The sequence below is a fragment of the Arthrobacter sp. SE2 genome (assembly GCF_058244265.1).
Genome location: NZ_JBZAYA010000005.1, coordinates 295576 through 313187 on the forward strand (window position 1 = coordinate 295576; position 17612 = coordinate 313187).

Annotated in this window: 18 protein-coding genes and 1 pseudogene; 10 read left to right on the forward strand and 9 right to left on the reverse strand. The window is 63.1% G+C overall.

The genetic code is table 11. The features are described 5' to 3' along the window. The first annotated feature begins 1 nt into the window (after nucleotide 1). Nucleotides 2-1078 carry a LacI family DNA-binding transcriptional regulator gene (locus AC4CS3_RS09785; RefSeq protein WP_490783270.1) on the forward strand — a complete coding sequence of 359 codons (1077 nt, stop codon included), beginning with the start codon at nucleotides 2-4 and terminating at the stop codon, nucleotides 1076-1078. 62 nt (nucleotides 1079-1140) lie between these two features. Here AC4CS3_RS09785 and AC4CS3_RS09790 read toward each other — a convergent pair whose 3' ends face one another. The 5 genes from AC4CS3_RS09790 to AC4CS3_RS09810 all read right to left on the reverse strand — a co-directional run bounded on the left by AC4CS3_RS09790 (nucleotide 1141) and on the right by AC4CS3_RS09810 (nucleotide 5401). Continuing rightward, nucleotides 1141-3033: a transketolase gene (locus tag AC4CS3_RS09790; protein WP_490783271.1), complete on the reverse strand. Its 1893-nt coding sequence runs from the start codon at nucleotides 3031-3033 to the stop codon at nucleotides 1141-1143. A gap of 324 nt (nucleotides 3034-3357) precedes the next feature. Continuing rightward, complete coding sequence (locus AC4CS3_RS09795) at nucleotides 3358-4056, reverse strand: SRPBCC family protein (RefSeq protein WP_490783272.1); 699 nt, start codon at nucleotides 4054-4056, stop codon at nucleotides 3358-3360. A gap of 55 nt (nucleotides 4057-4111) precedes the next feature. Continuing rightward, a complete protein-coding gene (locus AC4CS3_RS09800; protein ID WP_490783273.1) occupies nucleotides 4112-4453 on the reverse strand; it encodes a hypothetical protein in 342 nt (113 codons plus the stop codon). Nucleotides 4454-4673: 220 nt separating this feature from the next. Further along, nucleotides 4674-5195, reverse strand: coding sequence for a DUF6328 family protein (locus tag AC4CS3_RS09805; protein WP_490783274.1), 522 nt, complete (start codon nucleotides 5193-5195; stop codon nucleotides 4674-4676). Further along, nucleotides 5192-5401, reverse strand: coding sequence for a hypothetical protein (locus AC4CS3_RS09810; protein ID WP_490783275.1), 210 nt, complete (start codon nucleotides 5399-5401; stop codon nucleotides 5192-5194). The genes AC4CS3_RS09805 and AC4CS3_RS09810 overlap by 4 nt, the downstream gene beginning before the upstream one ends. 71 nt (nucleotides 5402-5472) lie before the next feature. Between AC4CS3_RS09810 and AC4CS3_RS09815 the strand changes: the two are divergent. The 4 genes and pseudogenes from AC4CS3_RS09815 to AC4CS3_RS09830 all read left to right on the forward strand — a co-directional run. Beyond that, nucleotides 5473-5769 (forward strand): annotated as a pseudogene (locus tag AC4CS3_RS09815) (DUF72 domain-containing protein); the annotation flags it as partial. A 72-nt stretch (nucleotides 5770-5841) separates the two neighbouring features. Continuing rightward, nucleotides 5842-6822, forward strand: a complete 981-nt coding sequence (locus AC4CS3_RS09820) for a cation diffusion facilitator family transporter (RefSeq protein ID WP_490783276.1) — start codon at nucleotides 5842-5844, stop codon at nucleotides 6820-6822. Nucleotides 6823-7022: 200 nt separating this feature from the next. Then, nucleotides 7023-7466 (forward strand): hypothetical protein, encoded by a 444-nt coding sequence (locus AC4CS3_RS09825; RefSeq protein WP_490783277.1) that lies wholly within the window; start codon nucleotides 7023-7025, stop codon nucleotides 7464-7466. A 47-nt stretch (nucleotides 7467-7513) separates the two neighbouring features. After that, complete coding sequence (locus AC4CS3_RS09830) at nucleotides 7514-8257, forward strand: dienelactone hydrolase family protein (protein WP_490783278.1); 744 nt, start codon at nucleotides 7514-7516, stop codon at nucleotides 8255-8257. A gap of 4 nt (nucleotides 8258-8261) precedes the next feature. On the opposite strand, the gene AC4CS3_RS09835 is transcribed toward AC4CS3_RS09830, so the two are convergent. The 4 genes from AC4CS3_RS09835 to gad form a co-directional block, all read right to left on the reverse strand. Continuing rightward, on the reverse strand, nucleotides 8262-9152 hold the full coding sequence (locus AC4CS3_RS09835) for a helix-turn-helix transcriptional regulator (protein ID WP_490783279.1): 891 nt from the start codon (nucleotides 9150-9152) through the stop codon (nucleotides 8262-8264). A gap of 83 nt (nucleotides 9153-9235) precedes the next feature. Continuing rightward, complete coding sequence (locus AC4CS3_RS09840; protein WP_172465612.1) at nucleotides 9236-9388, reverse strand: hypothetical protein; 153 nt, start codon at nucleotides 9386-9388, stop codon at nucleotides 9236-9238. 89 nt (nucleotides 9389-9477) lie between these two features. Then, complete coding sequence (locus tag AC4CS3_RS09845; RefSeq protein ID WP_490783280.1) at nucleotides 9478-10344, reverse strand: class II glutamine amidotransferase; 867 nt, start codon at nucleotides 10342-10344, stop codon at nucleotides 9478-9480. Nucleotides 10345-10387: 43 nt separating this feature from the next. Continuing rightward, complete coding sequence (gene gad / locus AC4CS3_RS09850) at nucleotides 10388-11788, reverse strand: glutamate decarboxylase (protein WP_490783290.1); 1401 nt, start codon at nucleotides 11786-11788, stop codon at nucleotides 10388-10390. A 221-nt stretch (nucleotides 11789-12009) separates the two neighbouring features. On the opposite strand from gad, the gene AC4CS3_RS09855 reads away from it, so the two are divergent. The 5 genes from AC4CS3_RS09855 to pgsA all read left to right on the forward strand — a co-directional run bounded on the left by AC4CS3_RS09855 (nucleotide 12010) and on the right by pgsA (nucleotide 17506). Further along, nucleotides 12010-13596 carry a S53 family peptidase gene (locus AC4CS3_RS09855; RefSeq protein ID WP_490783281.1) on the forward strand — a complete coding sequence of 529 codons (1587 nt, stop codon included), beginning with the start codon at nucleotides 12010-12012 and terminating at the stop codon, nucleotides 13594-13596. Between the two features lie 111 nt (nucleotides 13597-13707). Then, nucleotides 13708-13992 carry a YegP family protein gene (locus AC4CS3_RS09860; RefSeq protein ID WP_490783282.1) on the forward strand — a complete coding sequence of 95 codons (285 nt, stop codon included), beginning with the start codon at nucleotides 13708-13710 and terminating at the stop codon, nucleotides 13990-13992. A 243-nt stretch (nucleotides 13993-14235) separates the two neighbouring features. Further along, nucleotides 14236-16245: a threonine--tRNA ligase gene (gene thrS, locus AC4CS3_RS09865; protein ID WP_490783283.1), complete on the forward strand. Its 2010-nt coding sequence runs from the start codon at nucleotides 14236-14238 to the stop codon at nucleotides 16243-16245. Nucleotides 16246-16275: 30 nt separating this feature from the next. Continuing rightward, nucleotides 16276-16884, forward strand: coding sequence for an HIT family protein (locus AC4CS3_RS09870; RefSeq protein WP_345450673.1), 609 nt, complete (start codon nucleotides 16276-16278; stop codon nucleotides 16882-16884). Then, a complete protein-coding gene (gene pgsA / locus AC4CS3_RS09875) occupies nucleotides 16877-17506 on the forward strand; it encodes a phosphatidylinositol phosphate synthase (RefSeq protein WP_490783284.1) in 630 nt (209 codons plus the stop codon). The genes AC4CS3_RS09870 and pgsA overlap by 8 nt, the downstream gene beginning before the upstream one ends. The last annotated feature ends 106 nt before the right edge of the window (nucleotides 17507-17612 follow it).

The following is a 17612-nucleotide window of genomic DNA, read 5'->3' on the forward strand; positions in this document are numbered from 1 at the left end:
CATGAGCAGCAACAGTTCGAGGCGGCGCGAGATCACGGTCGCCGACGTCGCGAAAGCGGCACAAGTGTCCAAGGCCCAGGCCGCGCGGGCCCTGGGAAATTACGGGGCCGTCAGCGAAGACGTGCGGGGCCGGGTCCTTGCGGCGGCGGAGGAGCTTTCCTACCGGCCCAACGAGCTGGCCCGCAGCATGAACACGGGGAAATCCAACACGATCGGGGTCGTCGTGGGCGACATCGAAAACCCGCACTTCGGGCTTGCGACGAGGGGCATCACGGACACCGCCAAGAAGAGCGGCTACAACGTCATCCTGATCAATACCGACGAGGAACTCACCGCCGAAATCGAGGCGGTCCACGTCTTGCTCGACAAGCGCGTGGATGGACTGATCGTCGCCCCTGCGTCCTCTGTTGAAACAGAACATTTACAGCACGTTCACGAGACCGGACGGCCCTTGGTGCTCCTGGATCGAAAGGCCGAGGGGCTGGACGTGGAGACCATCGCGGTGAGCATGGCCGGGATTTCCTACGAGTCCACCCGGTATCTCCTTGAGGCCGGGCACCGCCGGATTGCGTTCATCTCCACCCTCAAAACCGACTCCCCCTACCGCGCCGGAATGGTGTTGGACTCCTCGCAGATCTCCGAGCGACTGGAAGGCATGCAGCGCGCCTTCACAGAAAGCGGACTGACCTTTTCGGAAGACCAGGTGAGGCTCAACGCCGGTGACGCGGATTCCATCCGGACCGTCACCCGCGGGCTCCTACTCATGCCGGAGCCGACCACCGCCATTGTGGCCTCCGACGGCCTCATAGCACTCAGCGTCGTCGAAGCCATCCAAGAGCTGGGCCTCTCGATCCCGGACGATGTTTCATTCCTGATGTATGACGACTTTTCCTGGACACGCCTGACCAGCCCCCCGCTGACCGTCATCGCCCAACCCGTGTACGAAATGGGGGTGGCCGCTGCCAGTGCCCTGATCCGGCAAATCGAGGGCCGAAAGCCCGCGGCCAAGGAACCTGAGTTCTCCGCCCGGCTGATCCGGCGGGGATCGGTCGCAATGCCGCGCGCCGCGAGAGTCTAGATTCGTTCAGCAACCGACGACGGCGGCCGCGCAGTTGGCGGCGCCGTCGCGACGTTGCGGCCTCAGTCCATGACGAGGTCGCGCGCGGCGGCAGCGATGTGGCGCGCGGAAATACCTGCGGCGTTGAGCAAGTCCGTGGGTTCGCCGGAACCCGGCAGCTCCCTCACTGCGAGCAGCGCCATATGGAGTTTGGGCGTGTTGGCACTCGCGAGCGCTTCGAGGACGGCCGACGCGATGCCGCCTTGCGCGTAGTGGTCTTCCGCTACAACGATCCGGCCGTCGGTTTCGAGGCACGTCCGGCGCAAGGTCTCGACATCGACCGGCTTGATGGAGTAGAGGTCGATGACCCGGGCTTTGATCCCCGACTGTGCCAGTTCCTCGGCGGCAGCGAGGCATTCGTGGAGCGTGACGCCGGCGCCGATGAGGGCAACTTGGTCGTCGGGGCCGGCGCCGTGAACCTTGCTTCCGCCAAGGGGGAACTGTTCGTCCGGCCCGTAAATCACGGGATAGGCTCCCCGGGTGGCGCGTAGGTAGGAGATTCCGGGCGTGTCCGCCATGGTGCTCACGAGCTGCGCCGTCGAAGGGGCGTCGGCCGGATAGAGCACCGTGGAACTGTGCACTGCCCGCATGGCTGCTATGTCCTCCAAGGCCATTTGCGAAGGACCATCTTGCCCGATTTCAACGCCGGCGTGCGTGCCGACGAGCCGGATGTCCACTTCTGAGACTCCGGCCATGCGGATAAAGTCGAATGGCCGCGAAATCAGGAAAGCCGCGAAACTTGAGGCGAAGGCCACGTAGCCACGCACCGAGAGGCCGATGGTTGCGGAGACGAGTTGCTGCTCGGCAATGAAGATTTCGAAATACCGCTCAGGAGCCACCTCCTTGAAGTCTCCGGCGTGGGTCGAATTCCCCACTTCGCCATCAAGGACCACCACTTCGGGGCGGACCGCAAGCGCGGACACGGCGGCGCCAAAGGCGGCCCTGGTCGCTACTTTCTCGCCAATTTTCCACTGTGGCAGTGTGACCGAAGCGTGGGGGGCCGGCGTGATTGCTGGAGTGCCGGGCTCCGGAGGAAGGGTGGTCACGTGGACACTGCTTGGCCCCCCAAGGGCTGCGATGGCTTTCTCGGCCATGTCCGCCGGGAGCGCTTTGCCGTGCCAGCCGTTCTGGTCTTCGATCTCAGCTACCCCTTTGCCCTTGATCGTCTTGGCCAGAATCACGGTCGGCTGATCGTGTTCCGTGCGGGCCCGGCTCAGGGCGTCGTCTATCTGGCTGAGGTCATGACCGTCGATGATGAGGGCCCGGGCCCCGAAGGCTTCTACCCGTCTGGCGTAGGCGTCCATGTCCCACTGCAGTTCGGTCGGGCCGTCCTGGCCGAGCCGGTTGACGTCGACGACGGCGGTGAGGTCGCCGAGCTTGTAGTAGGCCGCCTTGTCGAGGGCCTCCCAGATGGACCCTTCAGCCAGCTCGCTGTCTCCGCACAACACCCAGGTGTGGAAGGGAAGCTTGTCCAGGTACCGTCCTGCGAGGCTCACACCGACGGCGACCGGCAGCCCTTGTCCCAGCGAGCCGGTCGCCACATCCACCCAAGGCAGCACCGGCGTCGGGTGGCCCTGAAGGCGGGCACCGAACTGACGATAGGTGCTCAGCAGTTCCTCTTCCTCGACCACGCCCACGGCCCGATACATGGAGTACAGAAGCGGTGAAGCATGTCCCTTGGAGAAAATGAGGTGGTCGTTGTTCGGCAAAGCCGGGTGTTCCCAGTCGTAGCGAAGGTGCCTGGTGAGGAGGACCGCCATGAGATCTGCGGCCGACAACGACGACGTGGGATGACCCGAGCCGGCGTTGGTGCTGCACCTGATGGAGTCCACACGCAATTGTGTCGCCAGAGCCCGGATGGAATCCGCTTCTTCGGCTTGCATCAGTGCAGGCCGCATTTCTGGATCGTTCGACATCTCAGTTGCCTTTCATTCGCTCTGAGCGGGCGGCCAGCACTTCATGTCGGGCCTACAAGATCGTGAGGGGCGGCTCTCCCACGGGGCGCGAAGGCGGAGAGGGAAAGTCCGGGCCAGGGGTCGGCACAGGTGTCGGCCCGGGCTCCGGCAACGGCACCGGCTCCGGCGTCGGGCTTGGACCAGGCTCTCGGGTGGGGTCAGCGTTAGGGTCTCGCGTGGGGTCGGGGGGGGGGGGAACTCGCTCATTGTTTGCTCCTCGAATAGTCGATGAAGTCTCGGCGGACGTCCGTGGGGCCGGCCTGTTCGTGGCCTGCCCCACTGGGCTCAGCGGTCCGACAGACGCGGACGTGTTTCGGTTTCCTCCGCGGTGTAGTCGCCTTCGATCCGCTCTGCGGGGAGATCCGTGACGCGCTCCGTGCCGTAGTCGCCCTCGGTGTACTGGCCGACGCGAGCCGCGTCGCCGCCGTCGGCCGCTTCCGTAGCGGCAGGGGCCGTCAAGTCAGGATCGACGGCGGGCAGTTCCGAAGTGGTAGCGGCACGGAATACTGCTGCCCCGGAGTCGTCGACATCGCCGGCGGCCACGGAGCCTCGCCAGCCGCCAGTCTCATAGCCGCGCTCTTCGATGAATTTCTTGAACTTGTCGAGGTCGGCTGAAACCCGCATGTCGTCGATGCCCACCATCGAGCCGGCCTTTTCGGCAAGGCTCTCCGGCTCCCATTCGATCTCCACATTTACTCGGGTACGGTCCGCGCCGAGTGGTTCGAAGCTTACGGTGCCGGCGTTCCTTGGTCCGTCAATGCTGGCCCAGCTGACCAGTGAATCCGGGACCTGCTCAAGGATTTGGGCGTTGAAGTCGCGCTTGACGCCGCCGACATTGGTGGAAAAATGCAGGGCGGTCTCGTCGATTTGTTCGACCGCTTCGACGCCCTTCATGAATTCCGGGAAAGACTCGAACTGGGTCCATTGGTTGTAAGCCACTGAAACGGGAACTTCCACGTCGATTGTTCGGTTAACCGTAGCCATGTTTGTGCTCCTTGCTTGCGCTTGTTCCTGCGGAGGTTAGTGGTCGTCTGGCGGTCTAGCCGGCGTCGAATGTTTCGCCGTCGTCGTCTTTCGGGGACTTATCCTCGGGCAGTCCTGTCGCATCGCCCTTCGGTTCGGATGAGAAGGAGCTCCCTGGCTTGCTTCCCTCGGAGTTCGACTCATCCAGCTCGGCGTCGGCCGATGGCACCGCGGTTGATCCGTTGTGCCCGCCCTGATTCGCCTGCTGGGCCCCGCGTCCTGCTGTTTCTTGTTCCGGCGTCGGAGTTCCGTAGCCTCCGGCTGCCTCTTCCTCGGCTGCGTGCTGCTTGTCCATGTCCATACCGTCCGTTCCGTGCTGGTTGAACCTGTTGGTGGAAATCAAGAACCGGCTGCTCAAGACGTCTTCTGTCGGCGACCGGGAGGAAGGCCTCAGAGATGCTGTACCTTGGCCCCGGAAAAGAAGGACACTGGCCTTCTTTCGACGGTCGCTTGAGCGTGCTTCCACATCGAAACTAGTAGGCCGGGCGGCCCCTTGTCCATGGATTCCGGGAAATTGATCAGTAAACTTACTATATTGATCGAAAGGACCTACACTAGCTCGGTTTTTGGGCTGCGACTTAGGGTTCCGGCTCTGCTTTTCTACGCCGGGGAGACCAGGAAAGCAGCGGGTACACGAGCACGAGCGCCGCGAGAGCGACAAGAATGCCGCCGCCGGCGGCGAGGCCAGCTTCGGGACCCACGGCAACGCTGAAGATCAGTCCGGCACATCCTGCGATCAGCAGGGATACACACGCCACGGCGGCCTTGACGATCATGTCCCCTGCAGCCACCAACCGGTCCTTGACATGATGCTGGAAGAGCCGCCGGTGCAGGCTGACCGGTACCAGCATGAGGCCGGTGGTCATGGTCGCCAGAACGACCAGAACGAGGAACCACCACTTCTGCAGCTCGGCCAGGGTGCCGAATCTCTGCTGGAACGGCAGGGTCAGCAGGAAGCCGCCGATAATTTGGACGCCTGTCTGGAGGACGCGCATTTCCTGAAGCAGCTCGTTCCAGTTGCGGTCCATCCGCTGGTCCTCGGACTCATGCCTGGAGTCGGCAGCCGGCCCAGGGAGTAGAGAGTCTTCTGGTTGGCTCACGACGGCCGCGGCAGTTCGCAGCCTGCCACAGGGTTCAGTCCCATGTAGTTCAGGGGGCCGGCAACAATATTCAGGCTAATTGTTGCCAACTGGGAGCACTGCGCGGGAACTGCGCTGAAGTAGCCACGCTGCCCGGCGGCTACCGCTCCAACTATGAGCCAGATCACCACGAACAGCCCGAAAATCGACCCGAATCGCATGGCCATCGACCAACCTCTCATCAAACCCGGATATCATCAGCTTACGTATTGAGTGACGTCGACCATAGGCTGGCCGAATGGGAACCCACGTTGGAACGTCGGGGTGGAGTTATGACCACTGGGACCACGTGCTCTATCCCTCCGGTACTCCCTCCCGCAACCGGCTCGGTTACTACGTGCAGCAATTCGAGACCGTTGAACTCAACGCGAGTTTCTATCGGTGGCCGCGTGATCCATCGTTTGCCAGCTGGCGACGCCGGCTACCTGAAGGCTTCGTCTTTTCGGTCAAAGCGCCCCGCGGGCTCACCCACGCAAAACGCCTTTATGCCCCTGAAGCCTGGATCGGCAGGATAACTTCGGCCTGGCATGAACTCGCCCTTACCCTCCGTTCGTTCCTCGGCAGCCACTAGGCGTGGTCTCCACGGTTGTTGGGTACCGTGGCTTCCATGGTTGAAACCAAGAAGGTCAAGATGCCATCTTCATCCCTCATGACCGTGATCTTGGCCTTTGCCGCAAATCTTTTGGTCGCCGCGGCAAAAACCGTCGCCGCCATACTTACCGGCTCCGCTTCGATGATCGCCGAGTCCGCCCACTCCTGGGCGGACACCGGCAACCAGATATTCCTGCTGGTGGCTGAAAGGAGATCCTCGAAACAGCGGGATGTGGCCCATCCGATGGGCTACGGCAGGGAAGCTTACGTGTGGTCGATGTTTGCCGCCTTTGGCTTGTTCACAGCAGGGGCAGTTGTGTCCGTGATGCACGGTGTCCAACAGCTTTTCGCACCGGAACCAGCCGGTGATTTCGAGGTCGCCTATGTCGTTTTGGCGATATCGTTCGTGCTCGAAGGGGCCTCGTTCATCCAAGCGTTCCGTCAGGCCCGCACGTCGGCAAGGCAACTTGAACGTCGCACCTTGGAACAAGTGCTCAAAAGCTCGGACCCCACCATGCGCGCCGTTTTCGCGGAGGACAGTGCCGCGCTGATAGGCCTGCTCATTGCCTTCTTGGGGATCTTCCTGCACCAGCTCACTGGATCGCCGCTCCCAGATGCCCTCGGATCCATATTTGTCGGCATCCTTCTCGGTGTTATCGCGGTGGTGCTGATAGATCGCAATCGTCGCTTCCTCGTCGGTCAGGGCGTTACACCGGAACTCGAGAAGTCGATGGCGATCAGGGTCATGGAACACCCGGAAATCGATCGCCTGACGTATCTGCACCTGGAGTTTGTTGGGCCGCGCAAGCTATACCTCGTGGCGGCCGTGGATATCACGGGCGACCTTCGGGAGCATGAAGTAGCCATCGCATTGCGCCGTGTGGAACGGGAACTGGAAGATGAGGAGACCGTCGAGGAGGCGGTGCTGACCCTCGCTACGCCCGACGAACCCTCGCTGTCCTTTGGCGTTCGGCGACAGTCGCCTGCCGTTGAGTAAACCAGCAGCGGCAATCCGCTGGAACCTCTGGGGAAAACAAGTACAGGCTACTCGTGCCATGTTTCACGCAAAGTTGTTGACTCAAGGGACTAGCATCCGCGCGCTGTCCGGGGACGCCGATCCGAGCTGCCAACGGCAGGGTCGGCCGAACGATAGAACTTGCGCACCGGAAGCACAGTCAATTTTCGAGGGGAGCCGCAATGGACGGGCAAGCATGGATTTGGATCGTGGTGGCGATTGTGATCATCGCCGTGATCGTCGCCGTCGTCGCTTATGGGCGCCGCGCGAAGGACGCAGCTAACCGCAAGCGCGCTGCGGACCTCCGCGAGAAAGCCCGTGCCGACGCCCTCGGAGCTCACGAGCGCAGCGCTGAGGCCGCTCGAGCGGCAGCTGACGCCGCCCGCGCCGAGAGCGAAGCGGAACGCTTGCATCAGGAGGCCACCGACAAGCAGAAGGCAGCCGAACGGGCCAACGAAGTCTCGCAGGACAGACTGCGGCGGGCGGAAGAGTTGGACCCCGATGCGGGCAACCGCTCGGACACGAATGGTGAGGGACGCCGTCGGGACAGGGACGACGCCGGAGACCGACGGCAGCGCGACGACGAGCGAGGAGACGAAGAGGGGCGCCGAGGGCCAAGGCCGTAAGCTAGGCGCACAAAGACCGTACCGACCGATCATTGATGGGAAACCGCGTGGTGGATGCAGCACGGTCCAAGGTCCTCTCGCTTCTTGGCTTGGACCCTATCCGGTCGTATGTCGCAGCCAAGGTTGTTCGCGGCCCGCGCCTGCGTCAGGGAGATGTCCTACGCGAGCGGATCGAGCTTTGGACGGATGCAGGGGATATGGTTCCTTGCCTGTTCCTTAATCCGATCGACGACGATCACCACGTGGGTGCCGTGGTGGCGGTCCATCAACACGCCGCAAACTATGCGCTGGGAAAGAGCGAGCTCGCCGGGCTTGGAGGTGACCCGCGAATGGCTTTCGCCGTCGAATTGGCCGAGTCCGGCGTTCCGACGCTCGTCCCGGACCTCCTCGGATTCGAAGAGCGGCAGCGTGACGCCGTTGACCCTCACCTGGCGGAAGACCGCGATGCGCAGCACCTCATGGCTGGTGGTTCAACGCTGCAGGGCGTCCACACGAGGGAAATTGCCATGGCTACTTCGTGGCTCGAAGCTTGCGATGAGGTGCAAGGGCCTCTGGGGATTGTCGGTCATTCGCTGGGCGGCCAGGTGGGGCTCCAGCGTGTACTGATCGTCGCCGGACAGGAAGATCCACTGTTTCCGTTTCAGGACGTCCAGGGCCTCGTCGGTTCCTTTAGGGAAGGCGTCGCCGATTTCGATCCTTTCGAAGGCGGGCACGCCTTTCCGTCCGTTCAGAGAAGACACGCCGTTTCGTGGTTGAAGTCCCGCCTGGCGGAAGCCCGATCAACACCCTAGGCCGTCACACTCCGCCTGCAGTGGGTGCGGTTTGGGGTTGATCTGCCATTTCCTGCGTGGCGGCCCAGCTCGCGAGGAGGCGCAGGGCGTCTGCCGAGGGGGAGCCAGGTTCTGCAGGGTAGATGAACAGGGAGAGGCCGGTGTCCGCTGACAATTCCATTGCCTCGAACAGCAACCGGAGTTCGCCCACCACTGGGTGATGGAAATGCTTGAAGCCGCTGTAGTGGCGGCGCACATTGTGGGCGGCCCAGCGAGTGCGGAATTCATCGCTTCGGGTGGAAAGTTCGCCTACAAGATCGCTCAATCCGCGGTCGAAGGGGTCTCGGCCGGCCTCTGTGCGCAGGATGGCCACCATGTTGTTGGCAGCGAGTTCCCAATCCGGGAAGAACCGCCGCGCCCGCTCTTCATCCAGGAAAATGAAGCGCGCATAGTTTGCCGGCCGGACCGGGTTGACGTACATCTCGGAATGTAAAGCAAGGCCAAGTTTGTTGGCGGCGAGGATATCCATGCGGGCGTTGCGAACAAATGCCGGCGCGTCAGTGATGGCGTCAAGCGCAAACTGGACACTTGGCCGGACCTGTTGTGGCGCCGACCGACGCTGCCGCTTGCTCGTCCCGGCTGTGCGCGCCAGATCGAACAGGTGTGCGCTCTCAGCTTCGTCGAGTTGGAGAGCCCTGGCCAATGCTTCCAGGACGCTTTCAGACACTCCGGCAAGGTTTCCGCGTTCCAGCCGCGTGTAATACTCAACGCTTACCCCGGCCAGGGTTGCGACTTCTCCGCGACGGAGACCGGCTACGCGCCGGTTGCCGCCCGACGTCGGTAGCCCCGCCTGTTCGGGGGTGATCTTCGCACGCCGGGAAGCAAGAAAATCGCGGGCGTCGTTCCGGTTGTCCATGCGATCAACGATAGTGACGTTTGAGCGCCTTGAGGGAGTCCCTGCGAGTACCTCTATCAGCGGGAGTTCCCCGAGCGTCAGTGCTAGAAAATGTGGAAATCGCCGGCGTCGGCGTTCGCGGACGGGTACACCACGGGTTCCCGCCCCAACTCAAGCAGGACGTCGTTGATGCTCATTTGCCCGTCGAGTTGGACGGCCGGGACGAAGGCGGTTTCGGATTCGACTTCAGCGGTCATGGATCGATCTTATGCGCGGCGGTGCCCACGGACGCGATGAACACGCGGCCATAAGCCCAAGACGCCGGGCGCTGCCTTGTGTTCGAGGATCACGGCTTCTGGGATGCTGCCGCGGAGGGGGAGAGGTCGGATAGCGTGAGCGGATGTGCCGGAGCCTCCGGGAAGGGACGGCTCGTGGTCACGGCCAGATCCGGACCGATGTGGACCAACGCACCGCCCGGCAGTGCTCTCCACTCCGGGTTGTCATCCATTGGTTCGGTGGCAATGAGGACGTGTCCGGAATGGGCCAAATCCTTGCTGTGTGCGCGGATGCGGGAGCTCCGAGCGTCCAGGGGAGCTGCCTCCTCGGAGCGGGTGGGCAACCGTTCCAGAATGTGCAGTTCATGCGTGTCCGGATACCTGACCGCCCAAACGTCGCTCGCCGTCGTCAGGATCAGATTCAAGCTGAACACTGGCAGCTCCTTGGCGATCCAGCTGATCGCCCGGGTGATGCCTTCGCCGACGTCGCCGTCCGCGCGCCTGCTCTCCGCGGTGATCAATGCGAAGAGGCGTTCACTGTCTGTCTGGCCCTGCACCAGATCCGAAACCCCGAACTCGGCCAGCCGCTGATCGAGCCGTTCAAGATCGCCGAAGGCGCCGTTGTGGGCGAACAACCTCCCGTCCTGCTCGAACGGGTGCGTGTTGACCATGGTGTGCGCGCCGGTACTGGCATACCGCACATGGGCCAGGAACGTCGTGCTCTTCAGGACCCGCGCCTCACGCGCGAAGGCGTGGTCCTCCCATGCGGCGAGGGGCTGTTTGGCGACATGGGCCTTACCGTCACTGTCAAATGTCCCTATGCCGGCGCCGTCGGGCTCGCGCCGGCTCTGGTCAGCGAGGCTGTCCGGCGCGTCCAAAAGCCAGAAGGTGGCGCGGACTGCTTGCGAACCGGCGTGCAAGCCGAACAATCGGCACATGGCACACGTCCTTCCTTGAAGCGGCTGGTGTTGAAGGTGCTGGTTAGTGATGGAACGCCTGGGTTTGCCCACCGGCGGGCATCGGTGAGGTGAGGCTGTCCAAGTAGGCCACTTCCTTCTTGAGATCGGCCAGGAAACTGGATGCGAGGTCCCGTGTGAAACCGTTGCGGACAACGATCCGTTGGACTGTGATCTCGCTTAATCCGTCTGGCATGGGGTACGCGGGGACGAGCCATCCATTCATCCGCAGCCGTTCGGACAAGTGGTGAAGGTTCCAATTCTCCGTGTAGCCGTCGGTGAGCTGCCAAGCAAAGACCGGGATGTCCGATCCGTCGCTCCACAAAGTAAACGGCTCCATCGCCCCTATTTCACTCGATAGATAGAGCGCCACGTCCCGGGAGGTTGCCTGAACGGATTTGTATCCCTCGTATCCGAGCCGGAGGAACAGGTAGTACTGAAGCAGCACCTGGGCGCCGGGCCGCGAGAAGTTCAGGGCGAAGCTGGGCATGTTCCCGCCGAGGTAGCTGACATGGAAGATCAGGTCTTCGGGGAGCGCTTGCTCGTCCCGCCAAATGATCCAGCCGAGGCCGGGATAGACCAAGCCGTACTTGTGGCCGGAGGTGTTGATCGAGGCAACCCGCGGCAGGCGAAAGTCCCAGACAGTCTCCCTCTGCAGGAAGGGTGCAACCATCGCTCCGGAGGCGCCGTCGACGTGGATCGGAACATCAAAGCCGTGCTTTTCCTGGATTTCGTCCAGCGCCGCCGAGATTTTTTCGACGGGTTCATAGACTCCCGTGTAGGTCACGCCCATGATGGCCACAACGCCAATGGTGTTCTCGTCCACGTATTTGTCCAGCTCGTAGCCGTCCAGCATTTGGTGTTCCTTGGACACCGGAACGTACCGGGCCTCCACATCCCAGTAGTTGCAGAACTTCTCCCAGCAGACCTGCACGGCCGAGCTGAGGACCAGGTTGGGTTTCTCGGTGGAAAGGCCGGCCGCCCGCCGCGCATGCTGCCAACGACGCTTCAAGGCCAGGCCGCCCAGCATGCATGCCTCGGAAGAACCGATCGTCGAGGTCCCCACGGACTTGGCGGGATCGGGCGCGTTCCACAAGTCCGCGAGCATCCGCCAGCAGCGGGTCTCAATTAATGCCGTCTGGGGGTATTCGTCCTTGTCGATCATGTTCTTGTCGAACGTTTCGGCGTACAGCTTCGACGCCTCGGGTTCCATCCAGGTTCCGACGAACGTGGCGAGGTTCAGGCGGGAGTTGCCGTCCAACATGGCCTCGTCGTGGACTACCTGATAAGCAGTCGAAGGAAGGGACTCACCGTCCGGAATGGTGAACCGTGGAAAAATACTGGATTCTCCCGGCCGGCTGAACACCGGGTTCAATTCAACTGCGGTGTCGGGTTCATGGGCTGATGTTCGGTGTGACCTATTGATGGTTCGCTCCTTTGACTCGCCGCTGCGCCGGCCATTGCTGTGGCTTGGGCCGCCAAGGCCCCACGCTACCGTGGGCCGCCGCCGTGCCCAAGCCCTTCGGAAGCCGCGCCAGCCGAGTCGGCGCCAGTGACCATTCCTGTTCCAGGCCATGGTGCCAAAATGGCTCCTGGTGCATAATCGCAGGGGACGAAGCTCTCTCACAGCGAGCGTAGGAGGCACCAATGTCGATGCAGGACACTCCAGAAGACCGACAGCCTAAGGAAACGCAAAGCGTTCCGCTGCCCGGATCAGACAGGGCTCCGGCTCCGGGCGTCCGGGACGTTCTCGGTCCCGTCGATCCTTCGCGTCGGATCGAGGCGACGGTCATCCTGAGGCGCCAGGAAGAGATGCCCGAAGTTCCGTCCGCTGCGCTTTCGCGGGACGAACTGGCCTCCCGGTACGGCGCGTCGGCAGCAGACCTTGATCTCACTGTACGCACCTTCGCCGATCTTGGTCTCGACGTTGTGGAGTCGGACGCAGCCAGCCGCAGAATTCGGCTGTCTGGAACCGTGGATCGGATGAGCAGCATCTTCGGCACGTCGCTTGACGAGCTGACGAGTCGAAGCCCGGACGGCACCGCTGTCACCCACCGGCACCGCACCGGAGGCCTGCAAGTACCTGCAGATCTCGACGGCGTCGTCGTCGCCGTCCTCGGCCTTGACGATCGGCCGCAGGCCCGGGCCCAATTCCGCGCCATTCCCCTGGCTACAGCCGGTACCAGCTACACCCCGCCCCAGCTGGGAAAGATCTACAACTTCCCTGAAGGAACGGACGGAACGGGCCAAACCGTTGCCATCCTTGAGCTGGGCGGCGGCTACGGACAGCAAGACCTTGACACCTACTTCCAGGGCCTGGGGATCGCCACGCCCAGCGTCACCGCGGTGGGAGTCGACGGCGGGGCGAACCAGCCCGGGCAGGATCCGGCGGGCGCCGATGGGGAAGTCCTGCTCGACGTCGAAGTAGTCGGCGCCTTGGCGCCGAAGGCCACCATTGTGGTCTACTTCGCTCCCAACACCGACGCCGGGTTCCTGGATGCGATTGTCGCGGCCTCCCATGCAAATCCGGCGCCGGCCGCGATCAGCATCAGTTGGGGCCAGAGTGAAGACGCCTGGACCGCCCAAGCCCGGACGGCTTTCGACCAAGCCATGGCCGACGCCGCGGCGCTCGGGGTGACCGTGACGGCCGCAGCCGGGGACAACGGCAGTGCGGACGGCGCAACGGACAACAAGGATCACGCCGATTTCCCGGCGTCGAGCCCGCATGTGCTGGCTTGCGGCGGAACCCGCCTTCAAGCCGACACCGCGACAGGCGTCATCAGCGCGGAAACGGTCTGGAACGACGGCCCCAACTCGGCTACTGGCGGAGGTTACAGCGACGTCTTTCCCGTTCCGTCTTGGCAGTCGGGCATCTCGGGGCACGCCAAGCACAAAAAGGCCGGAAGGGGCGTCCCGGATGTCAGCGGCGTCGCCGACCCGCAGACGGGTTACAAGGTGCGCGTCGACGGGAAAGACATGGTGATCGGCGGAACCAGTGCGGTCGCACCGCTCTGGGCGGCCCTGGTTGCCCGCCTCGCGCAGGCCACTAACAGGCGCTTCGGGCTCATCCAGCCGCTGCTCTACCAAAACGGCACCCAACCGGCGTCGGGCTTCCATGACATCACCACTGGTTCCAACGGAAGCTACCATGCCGGGACCGGCTGGGATCCCTGCACAGGCCTGGGCAGTCCGGACGGCAGTGCCCTCCTTGCATTGCTGCAAACCAAGCCCTAGCAGAGCTGCCGGAACAGTCACAGTGTCCCAGAATCCACCGCCCCAAATGGGTTTGGCTCGGTAGACTGGTTGGTGTCCTTTACAAGCGCAGGTTTCAAAGGAGGCTACACAATGGCTGGATACTTTGAGCTGATCGACGGACCCAACGATGGGTACAGGATTGCACTACGCGACGGCGAAGGCGACATTCTGGCGATGTCTACAACTTTTGCTACAAAGCAGTCGGCTGTCCGCGGGATATCCACACTCAGGGAGATCGCCGGAACGGCCCTTATCAAGGACCGGAGCCACGGACGCTGGACACCTTCCCTTGAGCGCCAGGCACACCGCTTGCATCTGTTCCACCAGCCCGCGTGGCGGAAGCACGAAGTGAGAAGCGCCGCGGGCCGCTCGTAGCCCTGCGATAGCGCGGTTTCGCGAACCGCCCCGCTCTCCAGCCCCAAGTCCCTCCCCGCCGGGTTGCAGGGGTCGTAATGTCGCATGTCAAAAATCCTTCCGGTGCCGCGTCTCCTCGGCGAAAAACGGCGCGCCCGCGCCTGCTTTGGCTGCCCCAGCCGGAGCGGATACGATGGACGATGGCTGGCTGTGGTCCCCGTACGCCACAAGCTATGAAGCCTTATCAATGAATAGGAGACACCCGTGTCAGATGCCCAGCAGATCACCCTCATCGTCGATGGCGAAGAGACCAAGGTGACGGAAGGGACCACCGGCGCGGAACTCTTCTTTGAGCGCCGCGACGTCGTAGTGACCCGTGTCGACGGCGAACTCAAAGACCTCGACCAGGTGCTGCCCGAGGGTGCCCAGGTTGATGGCATCACCATCGACTCGCCGGACGGACTGAACGTCCTGCGCCACTCCACCGCGCACGTCATGGCCCAGGCTGTGCAGCAGCTTCGTCCGGACGCCAAACTCGGAATCGGCCCCTACATCACAGACGGCTTCTACTTCGACTTCGATGTTGCCGAGCCCTTCACTCCTGAAGACCTGCGCCAGCTTGAGAAGATGATGCAAAAGATCATCAACCAGAACCAGAAGTTCGTGCGCCGCGTCGTCACCGAAGACGAAGCCCGCGAAGCCATGAAGGGCGAGCCCTACAAGCTTGAACTGCTGGGCAAGAAGAATGACGCCGCCGACGCCGGCGAGGGCGTCAACGTCGAGGTGGGCGCCGGAGACATCACCATCTACGACAACGTGGACCGCAAGAGCGGTGACAGCGTCTGGTGCGATCTTTGCCGCGGCCCGCACTTGCCCAACACCAAGCTGATCTCCAACGCCTTCGCCCTGACCCGCTCCTCGGCGGCATACTGGCTGGGCAACCAGAACAACCAGCAGCTGCAGCGCATCTACGGCACCGCCTGGCCCACCAAGGACGCGCTGAAGGCATACCAGGAGCGCATCGCCGAGGCCGAGCGCCGCGATCACCGCAAGCTCGGCGCGGAGCTTGACCTGTTTTCCTTCCCGGATGAGCTGGGCTCCGGCCTGCCGGTGTTCCACCCCAAGGGCGGCATCATCCGCAAGGCGATGGAGGACTATTCGCGCCAGCGTCACGTCGACGCCGGGTACGAGTTTGTCTACACCCCGCACATCACCAAGGGACACCTCTACGAAGTCTCCGGCCACCTTGACTGGTACAAGGAAGGCATGTTCCCGGCGATGCACATCGACGCGGAATTGAACGACGACGGCACCGTTCGCAAGCCCGGCCAGGACTATTACCTGAAGCCGATGAACTGCCCCATGCACAACCTGATCTTCCGGTCACGCGGCCGCTCCTACCGGGAACTGCCCCTTCGGCTCTTCGAATTCGGCTCCGTGTACCGCTACGAGAAGTCCGGTGTTGTCCACGGTCTGACCCGCGTGCGCGGCATGACACAGGACGACGCCCACATCTACTGCACCCGTGAGCAGATGAAGGACGAGCTCACCACAACACTGAACTTCGTCCTCGGCCTGCTCAAGGACTACGGTCTGGACGACTTCTACCTCGAACTGTCCACCAAGAACGAAGACAAGTTCGTCGGCGAAGACGCCGCCTGGGAGGAAGCCACCCGCACCTTGGCCGAAGTAGCCGAGGCCTCGGGGCTGGAGCTGGTCCCGGATCCGGGTGGAGCCGCGTTCTACGGTCCCAAGATCTCCGTGCAGGCGAAGGACGCGTTGGGCCGCACCTGGCAGATGTCCACCATCCAGCTGGACTTCAACCTGCCTGAGCGGTTCGAGCTGGAGTTCCAGGCTGCCGACGGCACGCGCCAGCGTCCGGTCATGATCCACCGTGCTTTGTTCGGCTCGGTAGAGCGATTCATGGGCGTACTGACCGAACACTATGCCGGAGCTTTCCCCGCATGGCTCTCGCCCGTGCAGGTGGTGGGCATTCCGGTGGCGGAAGCGTTCAACGACTACATGTTCGACGTCGTCGGCCAGCTCAAGGCCGCGGGCATCCGTGCCGAGGTGGACATTTCCTCGGACCGTTTCCCGAAGAAGATCCGCACCGCGAGCAAGGACAAGATTCCTTTCGTCCTTATTGCCGGCGGGGAGGACGCAGAGGCCGGTGCGGTGTCGTTCCGCTTCCGTGACGGCAGCCAGGACAACGGTGTGCCCGTTGCCGAGGCCGTCCGGAGGATTGTGGACGCCGTCAAGAACCGCGAGAGCTGACGAGTCGGGCACCGCGGGGGGCAGGCAACAGTGCAGGAGAACACGGGCGTGACAGCTGAGTATCCGGGCGATGCCGAAGTGACTGACGACTTCGGCCTGGCAGGTGTTCCTGATGCCTTCCAGCGCCTGTGGACTCCGCACCGCCTGGCCTACATCAAGGGCGGGCAGAACCAGTTCAAAAACCAGGACGACTGCCCTTTCTGCGTGGCTCCGAGCCGCACGGACGAGGAATCCCTCATCGTGCGCCGCGGCAAGACGTGCTACGTGGTGCTCAATTTGTTTCCCTACAACCCCGGTCATTTGCTGGTGTGCCCGTACCGGCACGTTCCGGACTACACGGACATCACGGTGCAGGAAACGGCCGAAATGGCGGAGCTCACGCAGACCGCAATGCGGGTGCTGCGAAAGGTGGCCAACCCGAGCGGCTTCAACTTGGGCATGAACCAAGGTGTGGCCGGCGGGGCGGGAATCGCCGCCCACCTGCATCAGCACGTGGTTCCGCGCTGGGGTGGGGACGGGAACTTCTTCCCGATCATCGCCCAGACGAAGGCCATCACCCAGACCCTTGACGAGGTCCGCCAGCAGGTGGCCGACGCCTGGCCTGAAGAGTCGGATCTGTCCGGGGAGACGGATGCTTAATCGGCACGCCCGCGGGTTTTTCACCGGGCTGTTCTCGCCGCTTGCCCGGTTCCTGCTCAGGGTTGGGGTCTCGCCCGACGCCGTCACCGTCGTTGGGACCGCCGGCGTAGTTCTCGGCGCCCTGATTCTCTACCCCCTCGGTCAGCTCTGGTGGGGTTCGCTGCTGATCGCCGTTTTCGCGCTGTCCGACGTCGTGGACGGCATCATGGCGAGGGAACAGGGACGCAGCGGCCCCTGGGGAAACTTCCTCGACTCCACGCTGGACCGGCTGGCAGACGGCGCCATTTTCGCCGGCGTCGCAATCTGGTTCTTCACGGGCGGCGGGAACAGCGCGATCGCTATCGCTTCCCTGGCCTGCCTGGTGCTCGGGATGGTGGTTTCGTACGCCCGCGCCAAGGCTGAATCATTAGGCTTCTATGCCAATGTGGGCATCGCCGAGCGCGCGGAACGGCTCATTTCTGTGCTCCTCGTCACCGGCCTGACCGGGCTCGGGTTGCCTCCCGTCGTCTTGCTGGTGACCCTTGTCATGCTCGCCGCCGCTACGGCCGTCACCGTCTTCCAAAGGATGGCGGCCGTCCGCGAACAGGCGATGGCAGACGTCGACGGCGGGACGCCCGCTTAAGTGGTGGGATCATCCTGTCGTGTTCAGGCACGTTTCCTGTCGGGTCAGTTTATGTCCGGGTGGGTCTGAAGTGGTGGTTGCGTCGGGGTGTTTGGCGGGGGTCGAC

Excerpts from the sequence above, each read along its gene's own strand:
- pgsA (WP_490783284.1), top strand. The coding sequence starts at position 16,877 with ATGCTTAATCGGCACGCCCGCGGGTTTTTCACCGGGCTGTTCTCGCCG.
- AC4CS3_RS09785 (WP_490783270.1), top strand. The coding sequence starts at position 2 with ATGAGCAGCAACAGTTCGAGGCGGCGCGAGATCACGGTCGCCGACGTC.
- AC4CS3_RS09790 (WP_490783271.1), bottom strand. The coding sequence starts at position 3,033 with ATGTCGAACGATCCAGAAATGCGGCCTGCACTGATGCAAGCCGAAGAA.
- AC4CS3_RS09835 (WP_490783279.1), bottom strand. The coding sequence starts at position 9,152 with ATGGACAACCGGAACGACGCCCGCGATTTTCTTGCTTCCCGGCGTGCG.
- AC4CS3_RS09820 (WP_490783276.1), top strand. The coding sequence starts at position 5,842 with ATGGTTGAAACCAAGAAGGTCAAGATGCCATCTTCATCCCTCATGACC.
- AC4CS3_RS09810 (WP_490783275.1), bottom strand. The coding sequence starts at position 5,401 with ATGGCCATGCGATTCGGGTCGATTTTCGGGCTGTTCGTGGTGATCTGG.
- AC4CS3_RS09855 (WP_490783281.1), top strand. The coding sequence starts at position 12,010 with ATGTCGATGCAGGACACTCCAGAAGACCGACAGCCTAAGGAAACGCAA.
- AC4CS3_RS09860 (WP_490783282.1), top strand. The coding sequence starts at position 13,708 with ATGGCTGGATACTTTGAGCTGATCGACGGACCCAACGATGGGTACAGG.
- AC4CS3_RS09845 (WP_490783280.1), bottom strand. The coding sequence starts at position 10,344 with ATGTGCCGATTGTTCGGCTTGCACGCCGGTTCGCAAGCAGTCCGCGCC.
- AC4CS3_RS09825 (WP_490783277.1), top strand. The coding sequence starts at position 7,023 with ATGGACGGGCAAGCATGGATTTGGATCGTGGTGGCGATTGTGATCATC.
- AC4CS3_RS09840 (WP_172465612.1), bottom strand. The coding sequence starts at position 9,388 with ATGACCGCTGAAGTCGAATCCGAAACCGCCTTCGTCCCGGCCGTCCAA.
- AC4CS3_RS09795 (WP_490783272.1), bottom strand. The coding sequence starts at position 4,056 with ATGGCTACGGTTAACCGAACAATCGACGTGGAAGTTCCCGTTTCAGTG.